General features: G+C 68.9%; 19 protein-coding genes. 2 read left to right on the forward strand and 17 right to left on the reverse strand.

Going from position 1 to position 20,792, the window contains the following annotated elements; all coding sequences use genetic code 11:
- Positions 1-7: 7 nt before the first annotated feature.
- Positions 8-787 (forward strand): 6-phosphogluconolactonase, encoded by a 780-nt coding sequence (gene pgl / locus AB0P29_RS10720; RefSeq protein ID WP_363379727.1) that lies wholly within the window; start codon positions 8-10, stop codon positions 785-787.
- Between the two features lie 36 nt (positions 788-823).
- Here the strand turns inward: pgl and AB0P29_RS10725 are convergent, their stop codons facing one another.
- The 11 genes from AB0P29_RS10725 to AB0P29_RS10775 form a co-directional block, all read right to left on the reverse strand.
- Positions 824-1,180 (reverse strand): RNA polymerase-binding protein RbpA, encoded by a 357-nt coding sequence (locus AB0P29_RS10725; protein ID WP_064002292.1) that lies wholly within the window; start codon positions 1,178-1,180, stop codon positions 824-826.
- The gene (secG, locus tag AB0P29_RS10730) at positions 1,180-1,428 is read right to left on the reverse strand and encodes a preprotein translocase subunit SecG (RefSeq protein WP_064002293.1); all 249 of its coding nucleotides are present in this window, start codon (positions 1,426-1,428) and stop codon (positions 1,180-1,182) included. Before secG ends, AB0P29_RS10725 begins: the two co-directional genes overlap by 1 nt.
- A 97-nt stretch (positions 1,429-1,525) precedes the next feature.
- A complete protein-coding gene (gene tpiA, locus AB0P29_RS10735; protein WP_217531320.1) occupies positions 1,526-2,317 on the reverse strand; it encodes a triose-phosphate isomerase in 792 nt (263 codons plus the stop codon).
- A complete protein-coding gene (locus AB0P29_RS10740; RefSeq protein WP_363379729.1) occupies positions 2,305-3,522 on the reverse strand; it encodes a phosphoglycerate kinase in 1,218 nt (405 codons plus the stop codon). The genes tpiA and AB0P29_RS10740 overlap by 13 nt, the downstream gene beginning before the upstream one ends.
- A gap of 2 nt (positions 3,523-3,524) precedes the next feature.
- Entirely contained in the window at positions 3,525-4,535 is a 1,011-nt protein-coding gene (gene gap, locus AB0P29_RS10745; RefSeq protein WP_064002296.1) for a type I glyceraldehyde-3-phosphate dehydrogenase, read from the reverse strand.
- A 137-nt stretch (positions 4,536-4,672) separates the two neighbouring features.
- Positions 4,673-5,299 carry a Fe-Mn family superoxide dismutase gene (locus tag AB0P29_RS10750; protein ID WP_064002297.1) on the reverse strand — a complete coding sequence of 209 codons (627 nt, stop codon included), beginning with the start codon at positions 5,297-5,299 and terminating at the stop codon, positions 4,673-4,675.
- 113 nt (positions 5,300-5,412) lie between these two features.
- Entirely contained in the window at positions 5,413-6,390 is a 978-nt protein-coding gene (gene whiA, locus AB0P29_RS10755; protein WP_363379731.1) for a DNA-binding protein WhiA, read from the reverse strand.
- 55 nt (positions 6,391-6,445) lie between these two features.
- Entirely contained in the window at positions 6,446-7,318 is an 873-nt protein-coding gene (gene rapZ, locus AB0P29_RS10760) for an RNase adapter RapZ (protein ID WP_217531341.1), read from the reverse strand.
- Between the two features lie 33 nt (positions 7,319-7,351).
- Positions 7,352-9,271, reverse strand: a complete 1,920-nt coding sequence (gene uvrC, locus AB0P29_RS10765) for an excinuclease ABC subunit UvrC (protein ID WP_363379732.1) — start codon at positions 9,269-9,271, stop codon at positions 7,352-7,354.
- A 1-nt stretch (position 9,272) separates the two neighbouring features.
- Complete coding sequence (uvrA, locus tag AB0P29_RS10770) at positions 9,273-12,158, reverse strand: excinuclease ABC subunit UvrA (RefSeq protein ID WP_311283562.1); 2,886 nt, start codon at positions 12,156-12,158, stop codon at positions 9,273-9,275.
- A gap of 54 nt (positions 12,159-12,212) precedes the next feature.
- Positions 12,213-12,656, reverse strand: coding sequence for a MarR family transcriptional regulator (locus tag AB0P29_RS10775; protein ID WP_363379734.1), 444 nt, complete (start codon positions 12,654-12,656; stop codon positions 12,213-12,215).
- A 38-nt stretch (positions 12,657-12,694) separates the two neighbouring features.
- Between AB0P29_RS10775 and AB0P29_RS10780 the strand changes: the two genes are divergently transcribed.
- A complete protein-coding gene (locus tag AB0P29_RS10780) occupies positions 12,695-12,931 on the forward strand; it encodes a hypothetical protein (protein WP_311283560.1) in 237 nt (78 codons plus the stop codon).
- Positions 12,932-12,937: 6 nt separating this feature from the next.
- Here the strand turns inward: AB0P29_RS10780 and uvrB are convergent, their stop codons facing one another.
- The 6 genes from uvrB to AB0P29_RS10810 all read right to left on the reverse strand — a co-directional run bounded on the left by uvrB (position 12,938) and on the right by AB0P29_RS10810 (position 20,733).
- Entirely contained in the window at positions 12,938-15,019 is a 2,082-nt protein-coding gene (uvrB, locus tag AB0P29_RS10785; protein WP_311283559.1) for an excinuclease ABC subunit UvrB, read from the reverse strand.
- A gap of 59 nt (positions 15,020-15,078) precedes the next feature.
- Positions 15,079-15,675: a dephospho-CoA kinase gene (coaE, locus tag AB0P29_RS10790; RefSeq protein ID WP_363379737.1), complete on the reverse strand. Its 597-nt coding sequence runs from the start codon at positions 15,673-15,675 to the stop codon at positions 15,079-15,081.
- A gap of 23 nt (positions 15,676-15,698) precedes the next feature.
- Entirely contained in the window at positions 15,699-16,886 is a 1,188-nt protein-coding gene (locus tag AB0P29_RS10795) for a diguanylate cyclase (protein WP_363379738.1), read from the reverse strand.
- Positions 16,886-18,613, reverse strand: a complete 1,728-nt coding sequence (locus AB0P29_RS10800) for an ATP-binding protein (RefSeq protein ID WP_363379740.1) — start codon at positions 18,611-18,613, stop codon at positions 16,886-16,888. The genes AB0P29_RS10795 and AB0P29_RS10800 overlap by 1 nt, the downstream gene beginning before the upstream one ends.
- A 100-nt stretch (positions 18,614-18,713) precedes the next feature.
- Complete coding sequence (gene rpsA, locus AB0P29_RS10805) at positions 18,714-20,165, reverse strand: 30S ribosomal protein S1 (RefSeq protein WP_064002307.1); 1,452 nt, start codon at positions 20,163-20,165, stop codon at positions 18,714-18,716.
- A gap of 148 nt (positions 20,166-20,313) precedes the next feature.
- Complete coding sequence (locus tag AB0P29_RS10810; RefSeq protein WP_363379741.1) at positions 20,314-20,733, reverse strand: YchJ family metal-binding protein; 420 nt, start codon at positions 20,731-20,733, stop codon at positions 20,314-20,316.
- Between the last annotated feature and the right edge of the window lie 59 nt (positions 20,734-20,792).

Genomic DNA, 20,792 nt, shown 5'->3' on the forward strand with positions numbered 1-20,792 from the left:
GAGTCGCATGTCGGAGTTCCGCGCGGAGAAGCGTGTCGTCGTCCGTCCTGACGCGCAGACGTTGGCCCGAGGGGTCGCGAAGCGCTTCTTTCAGCGGGTCTCCGCACGCGCCGCCGAGGGAAAGACGACGCACATCCTGCTGACCGGGGGCACCGCCGGAACGGCCGTGCTGCACGCGGCGGGCGAGAGCGATCGCCGGCGGGAGGTGGACTGGTCGAAGGTCCACTTCTGGTGGGGGGACGAGCGTTTCATCCCGGCAGACGATCCGGAGCGGAACGAGACGGCGGCACGCGCCGCGTTCCTCGACCACATCGACGTCCCGGCGGCGAACATCCACCCCATCGCCGCCTCCGACGCCGGGCGCAGCCATGACGAAGCGGCCGCCGACTACGCGGCGGAGCTGGCCTCGTTCGCCGCCGAGGACCTGCCCTGGCCACGGTTCACCCTGGCGTTCCTGGGCGTCGGACCCGACGGGCACATCGCATCACTGTTCCCGGATCGCAGCGAGATCTCCGACACCGAACACGCCGTCCTCGCGGTGCGACACTCCCCCGTGCCGCCGTCCGAGCGGATCACCCTGACCCGTCCGGTGATCAACTCGTCCCGGCGCGTGTGGTTGGTCCTCCCCGGCACCGACAAAGCGTCCGCGCTGGGCTTGGCGCTCGCCGGCGCGAGCTACCACTCCGTCCCCGCCGCCGGGGCGAAGGGGCGCAAGCAGACGGTGTTCTTCGTCGACGAGGCCGCCGCGCACGGCGTGCCCGAAGAACTGATCGACCCCGAGTTCTGAGCGAACCCGGGGTCGTATCGGTGTGAAAGGCAGCGATCAGTCCTGACCGCGGCGCTCCCGAAGCTGCTTGAGGGCGTCGTCCAGGATCGACTCCGCCTCCTCGTCCGTGCGACGCTCCTTCACGTACGCGAGGTGCGTCTTGTAGGGCTCGGTCTTGGCCAGCGCGGGCGGGTTCGCCTTGTCGCGACCGGCCGGAAGGCCCGAGTGCGGCGAGTCGATCGTCTCGGGGATCTCCTCCTCCGAGATGCCGGCCGCGAAGTAGCGCACCGTCTCGTTACCGAGTGCGTCCCAGTATGAGACGGCCACACGGTCGGCGTGGTGACCGTGGTCCTGCTCCCCCATCGGTCCGGCACCGACGCGGGTGCCCCGGATCGCGTTGCCCCCGGTCGCCATCAGATGCTCTGGAACTTCGTGATGAGGCCCAGCGCGACGATCGCGACGAACCAGACGAGTGCGAGCACGACCGTGAAGCGGTTGAGGTTGCGCTCGGCGAGGCCCGAGGACCCCATCGCCGAACTCATGCCGCCGCCGAACATGTCGGAGAGGCCGCCGCCGCGCCCCTTGTGCAGGAGGATCAGGAGAGTGAGCAGGAGGCTGGTGAGTCCCAGCAGCACCTGCAGCACAAGCTGGAGGATGTCCACAGTCGTTGAAAGCCTTTCGGGTCGCCGAGTCGCTCAGCGCTCGCACGAGTATACCGGCTGAGCGGTGCGACGCCGCGAGGCGCCGCACCGCTCAGGATCACACGCCGACGTGCTTCTGGTAGCGGATGATGGCGGCGAACTCGTCGGCGAGGAGGCTCGCTCCTCCGACGAGGGCGCCGTCGACATCGGGTTCACGCATGAAGCTCGCGATGTTGCCGGACTTCACCGATCCGCCGTAGAGGATGCGCGTGCGCTCGGCCGCGGCATCCCCGAGGCTCTCGGAGAGCACCGTACGCAGCGCGGCGCACACTTCCTGCGCCTGCTCGGGCGACGCGACCTGTCCGGTCCCGATCGCCCAGACCGGCTCGTAGGCGACCACGACGTCCGCGTCCGAGGGCACACCCTCGAGCGCGGCGCGGAGCTGAGCGACCGACACGGCGGTCGGGCCGGACTCCTCGCGCTGCTCGAGCGTCTCGCCCACGCAGATCACCGGCACGAGCCCGTGACGCAGCGCGGCCTGGACCTTCGCCGCGACGACCTCATCGGTCTCGCCGTGGTACTCGCGTCGCTCGGAGTGACCGATGATCACGTAGTCGACGTCGAGCTTCTTCAGGAACGCTCCGGAGACCTCACCCGTGTAGGCGCCCGAGTCCTTCGTCGACACGTCCTGCGCACCGAGGGCGAACGGGATCTTGTCGGCGTCGATGAGCGTCTGCACCGTGCGGATGTCGGTGAACGGCGGGAACACCGCGACCTCGACCGAGTCGGTCTCGTGCGCGGCATCCTTCAGCGTCCAGTGCAGCTTCTGGACGAACGCGACCGCCTGCAGGTGGTCGAGGTTCATCTTCCAGTTGCCGGCGATGAGGGGCTTGCGGGTCACGCTTCCCATCCGAGGATCTCCAATCCGGGCAGCTTCTTGCCCTCGAGGAATTCGAGGCTGGCCCCACCACCGGTGGAGATGTGGCCGAACTGGTCGTCGTCGAATCCGAGCTGACGGACGGCGGCCGCGGAGTCGCCGCCGCCGACGACCGACAGGCCGTCGACCTCGGTCAGCGCCTGGGCGACCGTCTTGGTCCCTTCGGCGAACGCCGCCATCTCGAACACGCCCATCGGGCCGTTCCAGAACACGGTCTTCGCGCCGCGGATCGCGTCGGCGAACAGCTCCGCCGTCTTCGGTCCGATGTCGAGGCCCATGCCGTCTGCACCGAAGGGGGTGTCCTCCAGCGCATCGGCAGATGCCACGACGTGATCGGCGTCGGCGGCGAAACCGGCGGCCATCACGGCGTCGACGGGGAGCACGAGCTCCACCCCGCGCTCGCGCGCCGTCTCCATGTATCCGCGGACCGTCTCGAGCTGATCGACCTCGAGGAGACTCTTGCCGACCTTGTGCCCCTGTGCCGCGAGGAAGGTGAACAGCATCCCGCCACCCACGAGGATCTTGTCTACGCGGGGCAGGAGGTGCTCGATCACGCCCAGCTTGTCGCTGACCTTCGAGCCGCCCAGGACGACCGCGTACGGACGCTCCGGACGCTCGGTCAGGCGGTCGAGGACGTCGACCTCCTTCTCGATGAGGAGGCCGGCAGCGGAGGGCAGCAGCTCGGCGAGGTCGTAGACCGACGCCTGCTTGCGGTGCACGACACCGAACCCGTCCGAGACGAGGGCGTCACCGAACGACGCGAGCTGCTCGGCGAACGCGCGACGGGTCGCGTCGTCCTTCGCGGTCTCCCCCGCGTTGAAGCGGAGGTTCTCGAGGACGGCGACCTGCCCGTCCTCGAGGCCCGCCACGGTGCCGCGAGCGGAGTCGCCGACCGTGTCGGTCGCGAAGGCGACGTCCGTGCCGAGGAGCTCCGACAGCCGCGTGGCGACGGGGGCGAGGCTGTACTTCGCATCCGGGGCGCCGTCGGGCCGGCCGAGATGGGAGACCGCGATGACGCGAGCTCCCTGCTCGACCAGCGCCGACAGCGTCGGCAGAGCCGCACGCACGCGGCCATCGTCCGTGATGACGCCGTCCTTCAGGGGGACGTTGAAGTCGACACGGACGATGACGCGCTTGCCTGCGAGCGAACCCAGCGAATCGAGGGTGCGCAGAGCCATCGTCAGAGCTTGCTGGCGACGAGCTCGGTGAGGTCGACGAGGCGGTTCGAGTAGCCCCACTCGTTGTCGTACCAGGACGAGATCTTCACGAGGTTGCCCGACACGTTGGTCTGGCCGGCGTCGAAGACCGAGGAGTGCGGGTCGAGCTGGATGTCGCTCGAAACGATCGCGTCGGTGTTGTACTTCAGGTACCCGACGAGCTCGCCCTCGGCAGCGGCCTTCTCGAAGGCGGCGTTGATGACCTCGGCGGTCAGGCCCTCGGTCGGGGTGACGACCGTGAGGTCGACGATCGAGCCGGTGGGGACCGGAACGCGGTACGACGAGCCGCTCAGCTTGCCGTTGAGCTCGGGCAGCACGAGGCCGATGGCCTTGGCGGCGCCGGTGGCGGCGGGGACGATGTTGATCGCCGCAGCGCGCGCACGGTGCAGGTCGCCGTGGGGGCCGTCCTGCAGGTTCTGGTCGGCCGTGTAGGCGTGGGCCGTCATCATGAAGCCGCGCTCGATGCCGAAGTTGTCGTTGAAGACCTTGGCGATCGGGGCGAGGCAGTTCGTGGTGCAGGACGCGTTCGAGATGACGTGCATCGTCTCGGAGTCGTAGGTGCCGTCGTTGACACCCATGACGAAGGTGCCGTCGACGTCGGTGCCCGGTGCCGAGATGATGACCTTCTTCGCACCGCCGTCGATGTGCTTCTTGGCGTCCGCAGCCTTGGTGAAGCGGCCGGTCGACTCGATGACGATGTCGACGCCCAGCTCGCCCCAGGGGAGGTTGGCGGGGTCGCGCTCTTCGAAGACCTTGATGGTCTTGCCGTTGACTGTGATGGAGTCCTCGGTGTACGAGACCTCGGCGTCCAGGCGACCGCCGACGGAGTCGTACTTCAGGAGGTGAGCGAGGCTCTTGTTGTCGGTGAGGTCGTTCACCGCCACGATCTCCAGGTCAGCTCCCTGCGCGAGAGCCGCGCGGAGGAAGTTGCGTCCGATTCGGCCGAAGCCGTTGATGCCGATCTTGACAGACACGTTGTCTCCCGTTTTTCGTCGCGTACGCCCCTCGAACGGGGTCGACTCGCGATGTGCTGGAAAAGAGAGAGGATGCCGGGGCTTCGCCCCCGTTGCCGGGAGGAGCCCGGCATCCTCACCTGTGAACGACCCTACTACTAGAGCAGGCCCGCCGTCTTGTCACGGGCGGCGTCGAGACGCTGCGCGACGTTCTGCCAGTTGGCGATGTTCCAGGCCGCCTTGACGTAGTCGGCCTTGACGTTGAGGTAGTCGAGGTAGAAGGCGTGCTCCCACATGTCGAGCTGGAAGATCGGGATGGTTCCCTGCGCCGTGTTCGACTGCTGGTCGAACAGCTGCTGGATGATCAGCTGCTGGCCGATCGGGTCCCAGCTGAGGACGGCCCACCCGGAGCCCTGGATGCCGGTGGCAGCGGCCGTGAAGTGCGCCTGGAACTTGTCGAAGCCGCCGAAGAACTCGTCGATCGCCGCGCGCAGCTCGCCCTCGGGCTCGCCGCCGCCGCCCTGCGAGGCGGGGGCCAGGTTGGTCCAGAAGATGGAGTGGTTGACGTGTCCGCCGAGGTTGAACGCGAGGTCCTTCTCGAGCTTGTTGACGTTCGCGAGGTTGCCGGTCTCCCGCGCCTCCGCGAGCTGCTCGAGGGCGGTGTTCGCTCCGGTGACGTACGCCTGGTGGTGCTTCGAGTGGTGAAGCTCCATGATCTTGCCGCTGATGCTCGGCTCGAGCGCGGAGTAGTCGTACGGGAGCTCAGGCAGCGTGTACTTCGCCATGTCCTCTTCCTTCTGTCGGTGCCGCGCGCACGGCGCGGCCGGTCGGATTCATCCTATTGAGGGCCAACCCGCCGGACACCCGGTTGCTTCCCGTGAAGAGGGGATGTATCCCGTCAGTCCTCGAGACCGGCGGGGACGGCGGACTCGGTGTCGGGGATGCCGTCCTGCGCGGCCTTCTTGTCGGCCATCGCCAGGAGACGGCGGATGCGGCCCGCCACGGCATCCTTCGTCAGCGGCGGATCGGCGTGGTGGCCGAGCTCGTCGAGGCTCGCGTCGCGGTGCGCGAGGCGGAGGTCGCCGGCCTGCTTCAGGTGCGGCGGGACGGTGTCGCCGAGGATCTCGAGCGCACGCTCGACACGGGCGCAGGCGGCGACCGCCGCCTGCGCGGAACGACGGAGGTTGGCGTCGTCGAAGTTGACCAGGCGGTTCACGCCGGCGCGGACCTCACGGCGCTGCCGCATCTCCTCCCACGCGGCGGCGGTCTTCTGCGCACCCATCATGAGGAGGGTCGCGCGGATCGCCTCGCCGTCGCGGATGACGACGCGCGGCACGCCGCGGACCTCGCGCGCCTTGGCGGCGATCCCGAGACGGTGCGCCGCACCGACGAGCGCCATGGCCGCCTCGCCCGAGGGGCAGGCGACCTCGAGCGCCGCCGAACGGCCCGGATCGGACAGGGTGCCGGTCGCGAGGAAGGCGCCACGCCACACGGCCGCGAGGTCGGGGCGTGCGCCGGTGGTCAGCTTGTTCGGGAGTCCGCGGACCGGTCGCCGACGGTTGTCGAGCAGACCCGTCTGGCGGGCCAGGGTCTCGCCGCCCTCGATGACGCGCACCGCGACGAGGTTCGCCGTCCGTCCGCCGGAGGACTGCACGTGCGCGAGTTCGGGCCGGACGCCGTAGATCTCGACGAGGTCGCGGGCCACACGTCGGGCCAGGATGTCGGTCTCGACCTCCGCCTCGACGGCCACCCGGCCGGCGATCGAGTGGAGTCCGCCCGAGAAGCGCAGGATCGTGGTGAGTTCTGCGACGCGGGCCGTCGGCCGCGGATCACGCACCGAGGTGAGTTCCGTCTTCACGTCAGCAGTCAGCGGCACGGCGATCCTTCGGTGGGGGCGAGGGGGACAAAGGATCAGCTTACTCGCGCACCGGTCATTCGCGACCCAGGTCCCGGTGCGTGACCCGTACGGCCACGCCCGGTTCGGCGCCCAGACGCTCGGCGAGCTCGAACGACGTCACGACGGAGCGGTGCTTGCCCCCGGTGCATCCGATGGCGATCACGGAGTGACGTTTGTTCTCGCGCTGATACCCCTGGAGCACGGGGTGGAGGGCCGCCGCATACGCGTCGATGAACTCGCGTGCGCCCTCCTGACCGAGCACGAACTCGCGGACCGCCTCGTCCTCCCCCGTGAGGGCGCGCAGCGAGGGCTCCCAGTACGGGTTGGGGAGGAAGCGCATGTCCGCGACGAGGTCGACGTCCGGCGGCAACCCGTACTTGAAGCCGAAGCTCATGACGGTGACGGTGTGCCGTGCGTCGCCGTCCGCGCTGAACAGGTCGACGATGCGGTTCGCCAGCTGATGGATGTTGAGGGCGCTGGTGTCGACGATGACATCGGCGGCCTCACGGATGGCAGCGACGCGCTCGCGCTCACGGCGGATGCCGTCGAGGATCGTCCCCTCCCCCTGCAGCGGGTGGGGCCGACGGACGGCTTCGAACCGGCGGACGAGCACCTCGTCGGAGGCGTCGAGGAACAGCACCCGCAACTGACGGCCGTCGCGGAGCGAATGGGTCACGGACGGCAGCTCGCCGAAGAGCTGGCGCCCGCGGACGTCGACCACCGCGGCGACACGCGGAAGCGCATCGGCTGCGAGTGCCGTGAGATCCAGCAGATGCGACAGCATCTGGGGCGGCAGGTTGTCGACGACGTACCAGTCGAGGTCCTCGAGGGCGTTCGCCGCGGTCGTGCGCCCGGCTCCGGACATGCCCGTGACGATCAGGACCTCGCCCGCCGTCTGGCCGTCCATCCGTACCCCGCCTTCCACGCGTGTCATCTCAGCCTAACCACCCGAGGGCACGGCATCCGACCCGGCCGCCAGGTGCGCGTGGATCGTGGCCGCGAGCCGCGGGCCGATCCCGGGCAGCTCCTGGATCTCCTCGGGTGTCGCCTGCTTCAGGCGGCTCACCGATCCGAAGTGACGCAGGAGCGCTTTGATCCGCGTCGCGCCGAGACCGGGCACCTCCGCCAGCACCGTCGTGATGTCCCGGCCGCGCTTCTTGCGCTGGTGGGTGATCGCGAAGCGGTGCGCCTCGTCGCGGAGCCGCTGCAGCAGGTAGAGCGCCTCGGAGGAGCGCGGCAGGATCACCGGGAAGTCGTCGTCGGGCAGCCACACCTCCTCGAGACGCTTCGCAATCCCGCACAGGGCGATCTCCTCGTGGCCGGCGTCGCGCAGGGCACGCGCCGCGGCCTGCACCTGCGGCTGGCCGCCGTCGACGAGCAGCAGCTGAGGCCGATAGGCGAAGCGCGGGCGCTTGCGCGTGGCATCCACCTCACCGTCCGCCATCGGGTCGATCTTCTCCTGCTCGGCCTCGTCGCGGTCGATGTGCGCGAGCCGTCGGGTGAGCACCTGATACATCGAGTCGGTGTCGTCGGTGGTCTCGACGACGGAGAACGACCGGTACTGGTCCTTGCGCGGCAGACCGTCCTCGAACACGACCATCGACGCGACGACCCCCGTGCCGCCGAGGTGCGAGATGTCGAAGCACTCGATGCGCAGCGGGGCCTCGGTCATCCCGAGCGCCTCCTGCAGGTCCGTCAGCGCCTTGGTGCGCGCCGTGTAGTCGCTCGTCCGCCGCGTCTTGTGCAGCATGAGCGCCTGCTGGGCGTTGAGCGTCGCCGTCCGCATGAGGTCGGCCTTCTGACCGCGCTGCGCGATCTGCACCGTCACCTTCTTGCCGCGCCGCGACTGCAGCCACTGCTCGAGCTCGGCCGAGTCGTCGGGAAGGGTCGGCACGAGGACCTGGCGCGGGATGTCCTCGGCAGAGGCGGCCCCGTAGGCGCGCTGCAGGATCTGATCCACGAGGTCGGGCCCGGAGATGTCGAGCTCCTTGTCGATCGTCGTCGCGCGGACGCCGCGCACACGTCCGCCGCGGACGACGAAGTGCTGGACGGCCGCGGACAGCTCGTCCTCGGCCACGCCGAACAGGTCGGCGTCCGTGTCCTCGCTCAGCACGAGCGCGCTGCGGTTGAGGACGGCGTCGAGCGCCTGCAGCTTGTCGCGGTACGACGCCGCGGCCTCGTAGTCCATCGCGGCCGCCGCTTCGCGCATCCGCGCTTCGAGCCGCTTCGTGAACCGCTTGTCGCTCCCGGACATGAACGAGACGAAGTCGTCGACGATGGCGCGGTGCTCCTCGATCGTGACCTTCATCGAGCAGGGACCGCCGCACCGGCCGATCTGCCCGGGGAAGCACGGCCGCCCCGAGGCCATCGCCTTCTTGTACGACGAGTCGCTGCAGGTGCGGATCGGGAACACCTTGATGAGCTGATCGATCGTGTCGTGGACCGCCCAGACCTTCGGGTACGGGCCGAAGTACTTGGCCCCGCGGATGCGGCGGTTGCGGGTCACGATGACCCGCGGCGCCTCGTCGGCGAGCGTTACCGCCATGTACGGATAGGACTTGTCGTCCTTGTACCGGACGTTGAACGGCGGCGAGTACTCCTGGATCCAGGTGTACTCGAGCTGGAGCGAGTCGATGTCGGTCTTCACGACGGTCCACTCGACCTTCGCGGCCGTCGTCACCATGCGCCGTGTGCGCTCGTGGAGCGTGTGGAGCGGCGCGAAGTAGTTGGACAACCGGGCGCGGAGGTTCTTGGCCTTGCCGACGTAGAGGATCCGACCGTCGGCATCCAGGAACCGGTAGACGCCGGGGTCGGTGGGGATCTCCCCCGGCTTTGGCTTGTACGGCAGAGCGGATGCCACGTCAGCCCGCCTTGCGCGCGGGAGCCACTTCCAGGATCTCGGCGAGGAACTGCCCGGTGTGGCTCTCGGGTACGGTCGCGACCTGCTCCGGGGTCCCCGTCGCCACGATCGTGCCGCCGCCCGAGCCCCCCTCGGGGCCGAGGTCGATCACCCAGTCGGCGGACTTGATCACGTCGAGGTTGTGCTCGATGACGAGCACCGAGTTGCCCTTGTCGACGAGGCTGTTCAGGACCTCGAGCAGGCGCTGCACGTCTTCGAAGTGCAGACCCGTCGTCGGCTCGTCGAGCACATAGATGGTGCGCCCGTTGGAGCGACGCTGGAGTTCGGTGGCGAGCTTCACGCGCTGCGCCTCGCCGCCGGAGAGCGTCGTGGCCGACTGCCCCAGCCGGACGTAGCCGAGCCCCACGTCGACGAGGGTCTTCAGGTACCGGTGGATCGCCTGGATCGGCTCGAAGAAGTCGGCCGCCTCCGAGATCGGCATGTCGAGGACCTCGGCGATGTTCTTGCCCTTGTAGTGCACCGCGAGGGTGTCGCGGTTGTAGCGCTGGCCGTGGCAGACCTCGCAGTCGACGTACACGTCGGGCAGGAAGTTCATCTCGATCTTGATCGTGCCGTCACCCGAGCATGCCTCGCACCGACCGCCCTTGACGTTGAAGCTGAAGCGACCCGGCTGGTAGCCGCGCGCCTTCGCCTCGGTCGTCTCGGCGAACAGCGAGCGGATGCGGTCGAAGACCCCCGTGTAGGTGGCCGGGTTCGACCGGGGCGTGCGACCGATGGGGGCCTGATCGACGTGGACGACCTTGTCGAGGTGCTCGAGTCCGGTGACCCGGGTGTGCTTGCCGGCGACGCGACGCGCACCGTTGAGCTTGGTCGCGAGGACTTCGTAGAGGATGCCGTTCACGAGCGACGACTTACCGGAACCGCTCACGCCGGTGACGGCGGTGAGCACGCCGAGCGGGAAGTCGACGGTGACGTTCTGCAGGTTGTTCTCCCGCGCCCCGACGACGCGCAGCTGGCGCCCCCTGTCGATCTTCCGACGCTTCTTCGGCATCCGGATGGCGCGTCGTCCGCTCAGGTAGGCGCCGGTGATCGACTCCTGGTCCGTCAGGAGCTGCTCGACCGGTCCCGAGTGGACGACGTTGCCCCCCTCGACGCCCGCGCGCGGACCGATGTCGACGATCCAGTCGGCGGCGTGGATGGTCTCCTCGTCGTGCTCGACGACGACCAGCGTGTTGCCGAGGCTCTTCAGACGCACGAGGGTCTCGATGAGCCGGCGGTTGTCGCGCTGGTGGAGTCCGATGGAGGGCTCGTCGAGGACGTACAGCACGCCCGTGAGCCCCGAGCCGATCTGCGTCGCAAGACGGATGCGCTGCGCCTCGCCGCCCGAGAGCGACCCCGCCGCACGGCTGAGGCTGAGGTAGTTGAGGCCGACCTGAATGAGGAAGTCGAGGCGGGCCCGGATCTCGCGCAGGACCGCGGCCGCGATGGTCGCCTCGCGGTCGGTCAGCGAGAGCTGCGCGAAGAACTGCTGCGCCTCGCCGAGGCTGAGCCGTGAGGCATCCGCGATCGAGTGCCCGTGGACGAGGACCGACAGCACCTCGGGCTTCAGGCGATCGCCGTTGCAGACGGGGCAGGGCACCTCGCGGAGGAACTCGGCCCAGCGCTGACGCTGCGTGTCGGTCTCGGCCTGCGTGAACTGGCGCTCGATGTACGGGATGACGCCCTCGAAGCCCGACGCATACCGCATCTCGCGGCCGTAGCGGTTCTTCCACTTGACGGTGACCTTGTAGTTCTCGCCGCTCAGCACCGCGTCCTGCACGTCGGCCGGAAGGTCCTTCCAGGGTGTGTCGAGCGAGAACCCGAGGTCGTCCGCGAGTCCCACGAGCAGTCGCTCGTAGTACTGGAACAGCCCCTTGCCCTGCGTCGTCCACGGGACGATGACACCCTCGGCGATGGAGAGCTCCTCGTCGCCCAGCAGCAGCTCGGTGTCGACCGACATACGGGTGCCCAGACCCGAGCAGGCCGGGCAGGCGCCGAACGGCGCGTTGAAGGAGAACGTCCGCGGCTCGATCTCGGTCAGGGTCAGCGCGTGCCCGTTGGGACAGGCCAGCTTCTCGCTGTAGCTCTGCCAGGCGTCGTCGCCCTCTTCGTCGACGAAGTTGACCTGCAGGATGCCGCCTGCGAGACCCAGGGCCGTCTCGACCGAGTCGGTGACGCGGCTCAGGATGTCGGGGCTCGCCACCAGACGGTCGACGACCACGGCGATGTCGTGCTTGTAGCTCTTCTTGAGGGTCGGCGCCTCGGCGAGCTGGACCGTCTCGCCGTCGACGATCGCGCGGGCGTAGCCCTTCGCCGACAGCTCCTTGAAAAGGTCGACGAACTCGCCCTTCTTCTGCGACACGACGGGGGCGACGATCTGGTACCGCGTGCGCTCGGGGAGCTCCATGAGCTGGTCGGCGATCTGCTGCACCGTCTGCCGCTGGATGCGCTCGCCGCACTCGGGGCAGTGCGGGATGCCGACGCGCGCCCACAGCAGACGCATGTAGTCATTGATCTCGGTGATGGTGCCCACCGTCGAGCGCGGGTTGCGGTTCGTCGACTTCTGATCGATCGACACCGCAGGGCTGAGGCCCTCGATGAAGTCGACGTCGGGACGGTCGACCTGTCCGAGGAACTGGCGTGCGTACGAGCTGAGCGACTCGATGTACCGGCGCTGACCCTCGGCGAAGATCGTGTCGAACGCGAGGCTCGACTTCCCCGACCCGGACAGGCCGGTGAACACGACGAGCGAGTCCCGCGGGATCTCGAGGTCGACGTTCTTCAGGTTGTGGACGCGCGCGCCGCGGACACTGAGTTTGGAGGCGTGGGGAACGGGGACGATGGGCACCGGTCAATCCTAGGTTGGGCCACCGACACGGGCTCCGTGCTTCGCTCCCGGCGATCAGTCCGCGGTGGTCGGCCGGCGTCCGGCGAAGGGTTGCAGACCGTCCCTCAACCGCTCAACGTCGGCGATGTCGAGTCCGACGCGCGCCATGATCTGCCTCGGCACGTCCAGCGCCTGCTCGCGCAGGGCCGCTCCCTCGTCGGTCAACGCGATGTCGAGGACGCGTTCGTCCGCCGCGCGCCGGCGCCGGACGACGCGGCCCTGCGCCTCGAGACGCTTGATGGTCGGCGACAGGCTGGCGGGCTCGACCGCGAGGGCGGTCGCCAGCTCGGAGAGGGACTGCGGCGCCCGCTCCCACAGGGCGAGCATCACGAGGTACTGCGGGTGCGTCAGACCGAGGGGCTCGAGGACCGGCCGGTAGATCGAGACGACGTTCCGGGCCGCCGTGACGATGGCGAAGCACAGCTGACTCTCGAGCTTCAGCATGTCGTCTTCATCCATCGATCCTCCTCACCCTAATAGTTAGTACACTAATCATTATGGACGCAGAACGGGAGTCACGACCACCGCTCCGGGAACGGATCCGCGCGGCGGGCGGGTTCTACCGCTGGTGGAACAGCCGCCTCATCCGCTACGCGGGCCCGGCCTCGGTCGGTCCCTACGAGACCGAGCCCGAACCGGTCCGGACCGAACGCGCGTGTCCCCTGTGCGGTCAGCCGATGTCGGCGCACACCTTCGACCGCTCGGGGGAACGCCCCCTCATGCACTGCCCCTGAGCACGCTCAGGCGTGCCCGGCGCGTTCCATGGCGCGCAGCTCCTTCTTCAGGTCCTGCACCTCGTCGCGCAGGCGCCCCGCGAGCTCGAACTTGAGCTCGTCCGCCGCCGCCAGCATCTGGCGCGTGAGATCCTCGATCGTCGCCTCGAGCTGGTTCGCACCCTCAGCCGCGATGCCCTCACGCCGCAGCTGCGGGGTCGGACTCTTGCCCTTGCCGGACTTCGTCTTGCCCTTGCCGCGACCGTCCATCATGTCCCGCGTGTCGCTCGCCTCACGGGCGAGCGCATCGGTGATGTCCGCGATCTTCTTGCGCAGCGGCTGCGGATCGATTCCGTTCTCGAGGTTGTACGCGATCTGCTTCTCGCGTCGACGTTCGGTCTCCTCGATGGCTGCCGCCATCGAGTCCGTGATCTTGTCGGCGTACATGTGCACCTGGCCCGATACGTTGCGCGCCGCGCGACCGATCGTCTGGATGAGGGACGTCCCCGACCGCAGGAAGCCCTCTTTGTCGGCATCCAGGATCGCGACGAGCGACACCTCGGGCAGGTCGAGGCCCTCGCGCAGCAGGTTGATGCCCACGAGGACGTCGTACACGCCCTGCCGCAGCTCGGTCAGCAGCTCGACGCGACGCAGCGTGTCGACGTCGGAGTGCAGGTAGCGCACGCGCACGCCGTGCTCACCGAGGAAGTCGGTCAACTCCTCCGCCATCTTCTTGGTCAACGTCGTGACGAGGACGCGCTCGTCACGCTCGACGCGCAGCCGGATCTCCTCCAGCAGATCGTCGATCTGACCCTTCGAGGGCTTCACGATGATCTCCGGGTCGATGAGACCCGTCGGACGGATGATCTGCTCGACGACGCCGTCGGCGATTCCCATCTCGTACCGCCCGGGGGTCGCCGACAGGTACACGGTCTGCCCGATCCGCTGCTTGAACTCATCGAAGCGCAACGGCCGGTTGTCCATCGCGCTCGGCAGCCGGAACCCGTGGTCGACGAGGGTGCGCTTGCGGGAGGCATCCCCCTCGTACATCGCACCGATCTGCGGGACCGTCACGTGGGACTCGTCGATGACGAGCAGGAAGTCGTCGGGGAAGAAGTCGAGGAGGGTGTGCGGCGCCTCGCCCGGCATCCGTCCGTCGAGGTGACGCGAGTAGTTCTCGATGCCGGAGCAGAAGCCGAGCTGCTGCAGCATCTCGAGATCGAACGTCGTGCGCATGCGCAGGCGCTGGGCTTCGAGCAGCTTGCCCTGCGACTCGAACTCCTTCAGCCGCTCCTCGAGCTCGTGCTCGATGGTGCCGATCGCGCGCTGGACGGTTTCGGTGCCCGCGACGTAGTGGGATGCCGGGAAGATCGGCACGCTCTCGAGCTTCTGCACCACATCGCCGGTGAGCGGATGCAGCATGTACAGCGCTTCGATCTCGTCGCCGAAGAGCTCGATGCGCACGGCGTACTCCTCGTACACCGGGATGATCTCGATCGTGTCGCCGCGGACGCGGAAGTTGCCGCGCGAGAAGTCGACGTCGTTGCGGTTGTACTGCATCGCGATGAACTTGCGGATGAGAGCGTCGCGGTCGTACCGCTCCCCCACCTGCAGGGCGACCATCGCGCGGAGGTACTCCTCGGGCGCGCCGAGGCCGTAGATGCACGACACCGTGGACACCACGACGACGTCGCGCCGACTCAGCAGCGAGTTGGTCGTCGAGTGGCGCAGCCGCTCCACCTCGGCGTTGATCGAGGAGTCCTTCTCGATGAAGGTGTCCGTCTGCGGGACGTACGCCTCAGGCTGGTAGTAGTCGTAATAGCTGACGAAGTACTCGACCGCGTTATTCGGCATGAGGTCGCGGAACTCGTTGGCGAGCTGCGCCGCGAGCGTCTTGTTGTGCGCGAGCACGAGCGTCGGACGCTGCACCTGCTCGATCAGCCAGGCCGTCGTCGCCGACTTGCCCGTACCCGTCGCGCCGAGCAGGACGACGTCGGTCTCACCCGCGTTGATGCGGGCGGCGAGGTCGGCGATCGCCTGCGGTTGGTCGCCGCTGGGCTGGTACTCGCTGACGACCTCGAAAGGGCGGACGGAGCGCGTGGTCTGCATGATTCCAGCGTAGGCGCGGCCTCCGACACCGGCTCCGGCGTTCGCCGTCGGCGTGGATGTCAGCCGGCGACGCGCTCCCAGAGGGCGTCGACCTGCGACAGCGTCTGCGCCATCGACCCCGACGTGTCGATGACGACGTCGGCGATCGCGAGGCGGCGCTCATCGTCGACCTGCGACGCGATGCGCGCGTCCGCATCGGCGGGGCTCATCCCCCGCAGGGAGACGAGCCGCTCCCGCCGCAGCTCGACGGGCGCGTAAGCCACCACGACGAGCTCCCAGGGGTCCTCCGCGCGCGCCTCGAGCAGCAGGGGGACGTCGTAGACGACGACCGCGCTCGGATCCGCGGCCTGCGCGGCCGCGAAGCGCGCCGCGGATTCGACCCGCACGGCGGGGTGGACGATCGCGTTGAGGCGGCGCACGGCATCCTCGTCACCGAAGACGCGTGAGGCGAGAAGCGGTCGGTCGAGCTCGCCGGTGCCCGTCAGGACGTCGTTGCCGAACGCCGCGGCGATCTCCGCGAGCACCGGCGACCCCGGCTGCTGCACCTCGCGGACGATCGCGTCCGCATCGACGATCACCGCCCCGTGCTCGGCGAGTCGACGCGCGATCGTGGACTTCCCCGACGCGATGCCGCCGGTCAATGCGATGAGTGTCACCCTCCGAGGATGCCACGGCGCCGTCACGCCCGAGCGGTGCCGCCGTCCTCGATCCCGCCGAAGAGAACGGATGCCTCGAGGCTGCGCGACGCGCGCTGCGCCGCGGCACGCGCGGCGTTCAGCAGGACCTCGGGGTCGTATCCGACCGTCTCCGTCAGCGCGACACCGACGCCGACGATCGGGAGCAGCCCCGTGGGATTGCCGGCGAGGTCGTCGATGCAGCCCCGGTAGATGGCCGCGGCCTGGCGACGCGCCTCGGCGGCCGTCCCGGAGACGACGCAGACCGACATCGTCGCGTCGCCGTCCTCCCCCACGAAGGCGGATGCCGGGGCGTGTCGACGCACGGACCGCCGCCATTGCGCCGCGAGCTCGTCCGTGGCATCCGTTCCGAAGGCCGCCGCCATCTCCTCCATCCCGTCCACCCCCACGACGACGACGCTCAGCAGATCCTGTCGCCAGCTCGCCCGCTCGGCGACGTCGCGGAGGGCGTCGCGGTAGGTTCCCGAGAGCATCACCCCGTCGGCGGCCACCCCGTTCTCGCTCAGCCACTCGAAGCGATGCGTCGCGCTCTTGGTCGATCGCAGGATCGACGTCACGACGACGGCGACCATTGTGAGCACGACGGTCGCGATGTTCGCGGACACCGATCCGAACCAGGTCGTGAAGAAGTCGCCCTCCGGTCCGTTCCACACGAAGGCGACGAGGCGTGCGGCGTAGTAGACCGCCGCCGCCAGGAGGACGATGGCGAACAGTCGCGCGTTGCCGACGCGCCCCATGGGCCGTCGCAACGCCTCGATGCCTCCGACCGCGAAGAGGCCGACGATGGTGACCACCATGACCGTCCACCCGCCCCAGCTGCCGTCCACGGGGACCCGCACCACCGTCGCGACGAACGTCGCGACGGTCAGGACCGCCACGATGACGGCGGGCCGCGCGATGGGTCGATCGTTGAAGCGGCGGTTCCCCAGCCAGATGAAGGCCGGCGTGAGCGCGAAGGAGGCGTTGCCGATCGCGATGGCCACGGCGCCGCCGATGCCGGACGCCCACGAGATGTAGGCGAACGTCGTGGCGGTGCCGCAGAGATATGCGACGGCCCAGAGGCGCCCGGCGCCCGTGTCCCGGCGTCGCAGCGTCTCGACGACGAAGATCCCCGCGGCCGTCAGCGCGACGATCGCCGTCATGACGGTCACCGAGAAGAGATCGAGGGTCATCACTTGCCGTCCCCGGCCGCGGAGCGCAGTGCGCCGTCGCTCGCCATCTCCGCCGTCGCGGGCAGGCGGACCATGAACGTCGTCCCGAGACCCGGGGTCGACGTCACCGTGATGTCGCCGCCGTGCGCCCGCACGATCTCGCGACTGATGGCGAGGCCGAGCCCGGTTCCCGGCACACCGCTCTCCGCCCGGAAGAACCGCTCGAAGACCCGCTCCTGGTCCTCGGCCGACAGCCCGATCCCGGTGTCGCGGACGAGGAACCAGGAGTGCCGGCCGTCGGTCGAGGAGCCCACCGTGATCGTGCCGCCGTCGCGGTTGAACTTGATCGCGTTGCTGAGCAGGTTGTCGGCGACCTGCCGGATGCGCGCCGCGTCGATGAACGCCGGGGTCGGCACGAGGTCGCTCGCGTCGATCCGGATCGCCCGGTCGCGGGCCACCGGTCCGAGATCGGATGCCGCCGCCCCCACGACGTCGGCGAGGTCGGTCTCCTGCGGCGACAGGGTGACCTCGACCGACATCCGCGACGCCGTCGAGGCGGCGAGGATCCCCGACACGATCCCGAGGAGGCGCTCGCTGTTGCGGTAGGCGACGTCGACCTGTCGGGCGATCTCCGGAGGCAGGTCGTCGTGGTCGAGGACGAGCTCGAGGTACCCGATGATCGAGGTCAGCGGCGTCCGCAGTTCGTGGGAGACCGACGCGACCAGACTGTCGCGCGCCTTGAGGGCGGTGCGCTCCTCGCTCACGTCGCGCGCAACGAGCACGATGCCGGCAGGGCGGCCGTCGGCATCCTTCATCCGCCGCGCGGTCAGGCTGATCGCGGCCCGTCGGGACTCGGAGACGGGGAACCAGACCACGAGGTCACTGAAGGTGTCGCCCCGGAGGATGCGGGCGAGCGGCCGCTCGTCCGGCGCGAGGGGGGTCTCGCCGTCGGCGGCGTAGATGGTCTGGGTGGCGTCGATGCGCCCGAAACTCGGGATGCGCTGCTGGAACTTGCCGAGAGCGTCGTTGACGAACGTGATCTCGCCGTCGGTACCGATGCGGAGGACGCCGAAGTCGACGGTGTCCAGGACCTCGGTGAGCAGCTGCTCCTGCCTGCTGGCGTGGCGCAGCGCCGCCGCCAGACGGACGTTCTGCTTGTCGAGGAGGGTGCGTTGCGCCTGGAAACGACGGGTGCCGTTGTAGGTGGAGACACCGATCGCGATGACCACGGCCGGGAGGACGATGATGCCCCAGGTGAACTCGAACGACGGCGCGAGGGCGAGCGCGATCCAGTAGGCGCTGATCGATCCGACGCAGCCCACGATCAGCCAGATCCGCCCGAGGCTCGACAGCCACATCGTGGGGAACGCCCACAGCAGAGCGATCCCCGGGACGTCGGAGGTGCGCATCAGTCCGATCGCGACGATGTCCACCACGGGGACGATCGCGACCCACGACGGGTGTATGCGGGACCACGGCACCGCGAGGCTCGCGAGGGCAGCGACGACGACGAGCACGACGCCGGCCGCGAACGAGGAGGCCTGCGCCAGCCACCCGCCGGGGAAACCCGACAGGAAGATGCCGGCGACGATCGCGGTGAGGAGGATCTGGTTGTTCGCGACGACGCGGTCGCGCAGCTCCGTCAGCGGCACGCGCGGGCGCGACGCCCGGTTGGGGCGTTCGCCGGGGGCGGGCGAAGGCGCGGGCGCGCGGTCGGCGGAAGCCGCGTCCTGATCCGCATGTGCCACAGGAGAACGTTACCGGCCCGGATGCCCCGGCGTCAGACGCCCGGAAACGGCCGAGGGGCCGGAGCACAAGGCTCCGACCCCTCGGTCGTGGTGGTGTCGATCAGCGACCGGACAGCTTCTCGCGGAGAGCAGCCAGCGCCTCGTCGTCGGCGAGGGTGCCGGCACCGCTCGAGACCTCGGACGAGAAGGACGACGAACCCGAGTCGGCGGGAGCGGCGGCCTCGGCCTCGAGAGCCTTGGCGACGGCGGCCTTGTGAGCCTCCCAGCGACCCTGAGCAGCGGCGTACTCGGCCTCCCAGGCGAGGCGGGCCTCGTCGAAGCCTTCCTTCCACTGGTTGGTCTCGGGGTCGAAGCCCTCGGGGTACTTGTACTCGCCGTTCTCGTCGTACTCGGTGACCATGCCGTACAGGGCCGGGTCGAACTCGGTGCCGTTGGGGTCGACCGACTCGTTGGCCTGCTTCAGCGACAGCGAGATGCGGCGACGCTCGAGGTCGATGTCGATGATCTTGACGAAGACCTCTTCACCGACGGAGACGACCTGCTCGGCGAGCTCGACGTGCTTGCCCGACAGCTCGGAGATGTGCACGAGGCCTTCGATGCCGTCGGCGACGCGGACGAACGCACCGAACGGAACGAGCTTGGTGACCTTGCCCGGCGCGACCTGACCGATCGCGTGGGTGCGGGCGAAGACCTGCCACGGGTCCTCCTGCGTCGCCTTCAGCGACAGGGAGACGCGCTCGCGGTCGAGGTCGACCTCGAGGATCTCGACGGTGACCTCCTGGCCGACCTCGACGACCTCGGATGCGTGCTCGATGTGCTTCCACGAGAGCTCCGAGACGTGGACGAGACCGTCGACGCCACCGAGGTCGACGAACGCACCGAAGTTGACGATCGACGAGACGGTGCCCTTGCGGACCTGACCCTTGTGGAGGTTGTTGAGGAAGTTCGAACGCGACTCGGACTGCGTCTGCTCGAGCAGGGCGCGGCGCGAGAGAACGACGTTGTTGCGGTTCTTGTCGAGCTCGAGGATCTTGGCCTCGATCTCCTGGCCGAGGTACGGCGTCAGGTCGCGGACGCGACGCAGCTCGATGAGCGACGCCGGGAGGAAGCCGCGGAGGCCGATGTCGACGATGAGACCACCCTTGACGACCTCGATGACGGAGCCGGTAACGACACCGTCGTTCTCCTTGATCTTCTCGACGTCTCCCCAGGCACGCTCGTACTGCGCGCGCTTCTTGGAGAGGATCAGGCGGCCTTCCTTGTCCTCCTTCTGGAGGACGAGGGCCTCGACCTGGTCGCCGACGTTGACGACCTCGTTGGGGTCGACGTCGTGCTTGATCGAGAGCTCACGCGAGGGGATGACGCCCTCGGTCTTGTAGCCGACGTCGAGGAGGACCTCGTCGCGGTCGATCTTCACGACGGTGCCTTCGATGAGGTCTCCGTCGTTGAAGAACTTCAGGGTCTTCTCGACCGCGGCCAGGAAGTCCTCAGCAGATCCGATGTCGTTGATGGCGACCTGCTTGGTGGCCGGGGCGGTCGTTGCGTTAGTCATGTAGGGGGTTGTCCTTGGATGGTGTTGTGTTCGGGCCACGGAGCCAGTCCGCACGAGGACGTGCGGCAGCCGATCGCGGCAGGGTGGTTGGTTCGTGCGATGTCACGCGGGCGCGGCACAAGGGCCACGCGTGTGACACTCCAGGGTATCAGAGAGCGTCCGCGTAGTACCAGCGCCCCGCGCGCCGCACGAACCGGCTGTCCTCCTCGAGGACGCCCGAATCCCGGGTGTCGCCGTCGGACCATCGCGCTCGGAAGCTCACCCGCCCGGATCGGCCGTCGGCGGCCGTCTCGGAACCCAGGACCTCCAGCCCGAGCCAGGTGGTCGCGGCATCCACCGACACCTCGTCCGGACGCGTCGCGGGGAACCAGGTGTCGGCCAGATGCCGGGCGTCGCCCAGGGCGAACGCGGTGTACCGCGACCGCATGAGGTCCTCGGGCGTCTCGGCGGGAACGCCGGCGAGAACGGGCCCGCAGCACGAGCCGAACGCCCGTCGGCCGCAGGGGCAGAGCGAGTCCGGCGCGGGTCGACGCCCTCGATGAGCGGATGCCGCGGCTCCGAACGACATGTTCCCCTCCCCACCCCGTGGATGACGTCAGCGAGCCTACGCGCTGTGGAGAACCGACC

Origin of the sequence: Microbacterium sp. NPDC080220, assembly GCF_040686395.1 — a bacterium.
Classification (GTDB): domain Bacteria; phylum Actinomycetota; class Actinomycetes; order Actinomycetales; family Microbacteriaceae; genus Microbacterium; species Microbacterium gawkjiense.

What these genes read in the sequence shown, in the direction of transcription:
- rapZ (WP_217531341.1), bottom strand. Translation starts at nt 7,318, where the DNA reads ATGGACGGCCAGACGGCGGGCGAGGTCCTGATCGTCACGGGCATGTCC.
- AB0P29_RS10780 (WP_311283560.1), top strand. Translation starts at nt 12,695, where the DNA reads ATGGACGCAGAACGGGAGTCACGACCACCGCTCCGGGAACGGATCCGC.
- AB0P29_RS10725 (WP_064002292.1), bottom strand. Translation starts at nt 1,180, where the DNA reads ATGGCGACCGGGGGCAACGCGATCCGGGGCACCCGCGTCGGTGCCGGA.
- rpsA (WP_064002307.1), bottom strand. Translation starts at nt 20,165, where the DNA reads ATGACTAACGCAACGACCGCCCCGGCCACCAAGCAGGTCGCCATCAAC.
- tpiA (WP_217531320.1), bottom strand. Translation starts at nt 2,317, where the DNA reads ATGGGAAGCGTGACCCGCAAGCCCCTCATCGCCGGCAACTGGAAGATG.
- pgl (WP_363379727.1), top strand. Translation starts at nt 8, where the DNA reads ATGTCGGAGTTCCGCGCGGAGAAGCGTGTCGTCGTCCGTCCTGACGCG.
- AB0P29_RS10795 (WP_363379738.1), bottom strand. Translation starts at nt 16,886, where the DNA reads ATGACCCTCGATCTCTTCTCGGTGACCGTCATGACGGCGATCGTCGCG.
- AB0P29_RS10750 (WP_064002297.1), bottom strand. Translation starts at nt 5,299, where the DNA reads ATGGCGAAGTACACGCTGCCTGAGCTCCCGTACGACTACTCCGCGCTC.
- uvrB (WP_311283559.1), bottom strand. Translation starts at nt 15,019, where the DNA reads ATGCAGACCACGCGCTCCGTCCGCCCTTTCGAGGTCGTCAGCGAGTAC.
- AB0P29_RS10810 (WP_363379741.1), bottom strand. Translation starts at nt 20,733, where the DNA reads ATGTCGTTCGGAGCCGCGGCATCCGCTCATCGAGGGCGTCGACCCGCG.
- AB0P29_RS10740 (WP_363379729.1), bottom strand. Translation starts at nt 3,522, where the DNA reads ATGGCTCTGCGCACCCTCGATTCGCTGGGTTCGCTCGCAGGCAAGCGC.
- AB0P29_RS10775 (WP_363379734.1), bottom strand. Translation starts at nt 12,656, where the DNA reads ATGGATGAAGACGACATGCTGAAGCTCGAGAGTCAGCTGTGCTTCGCC.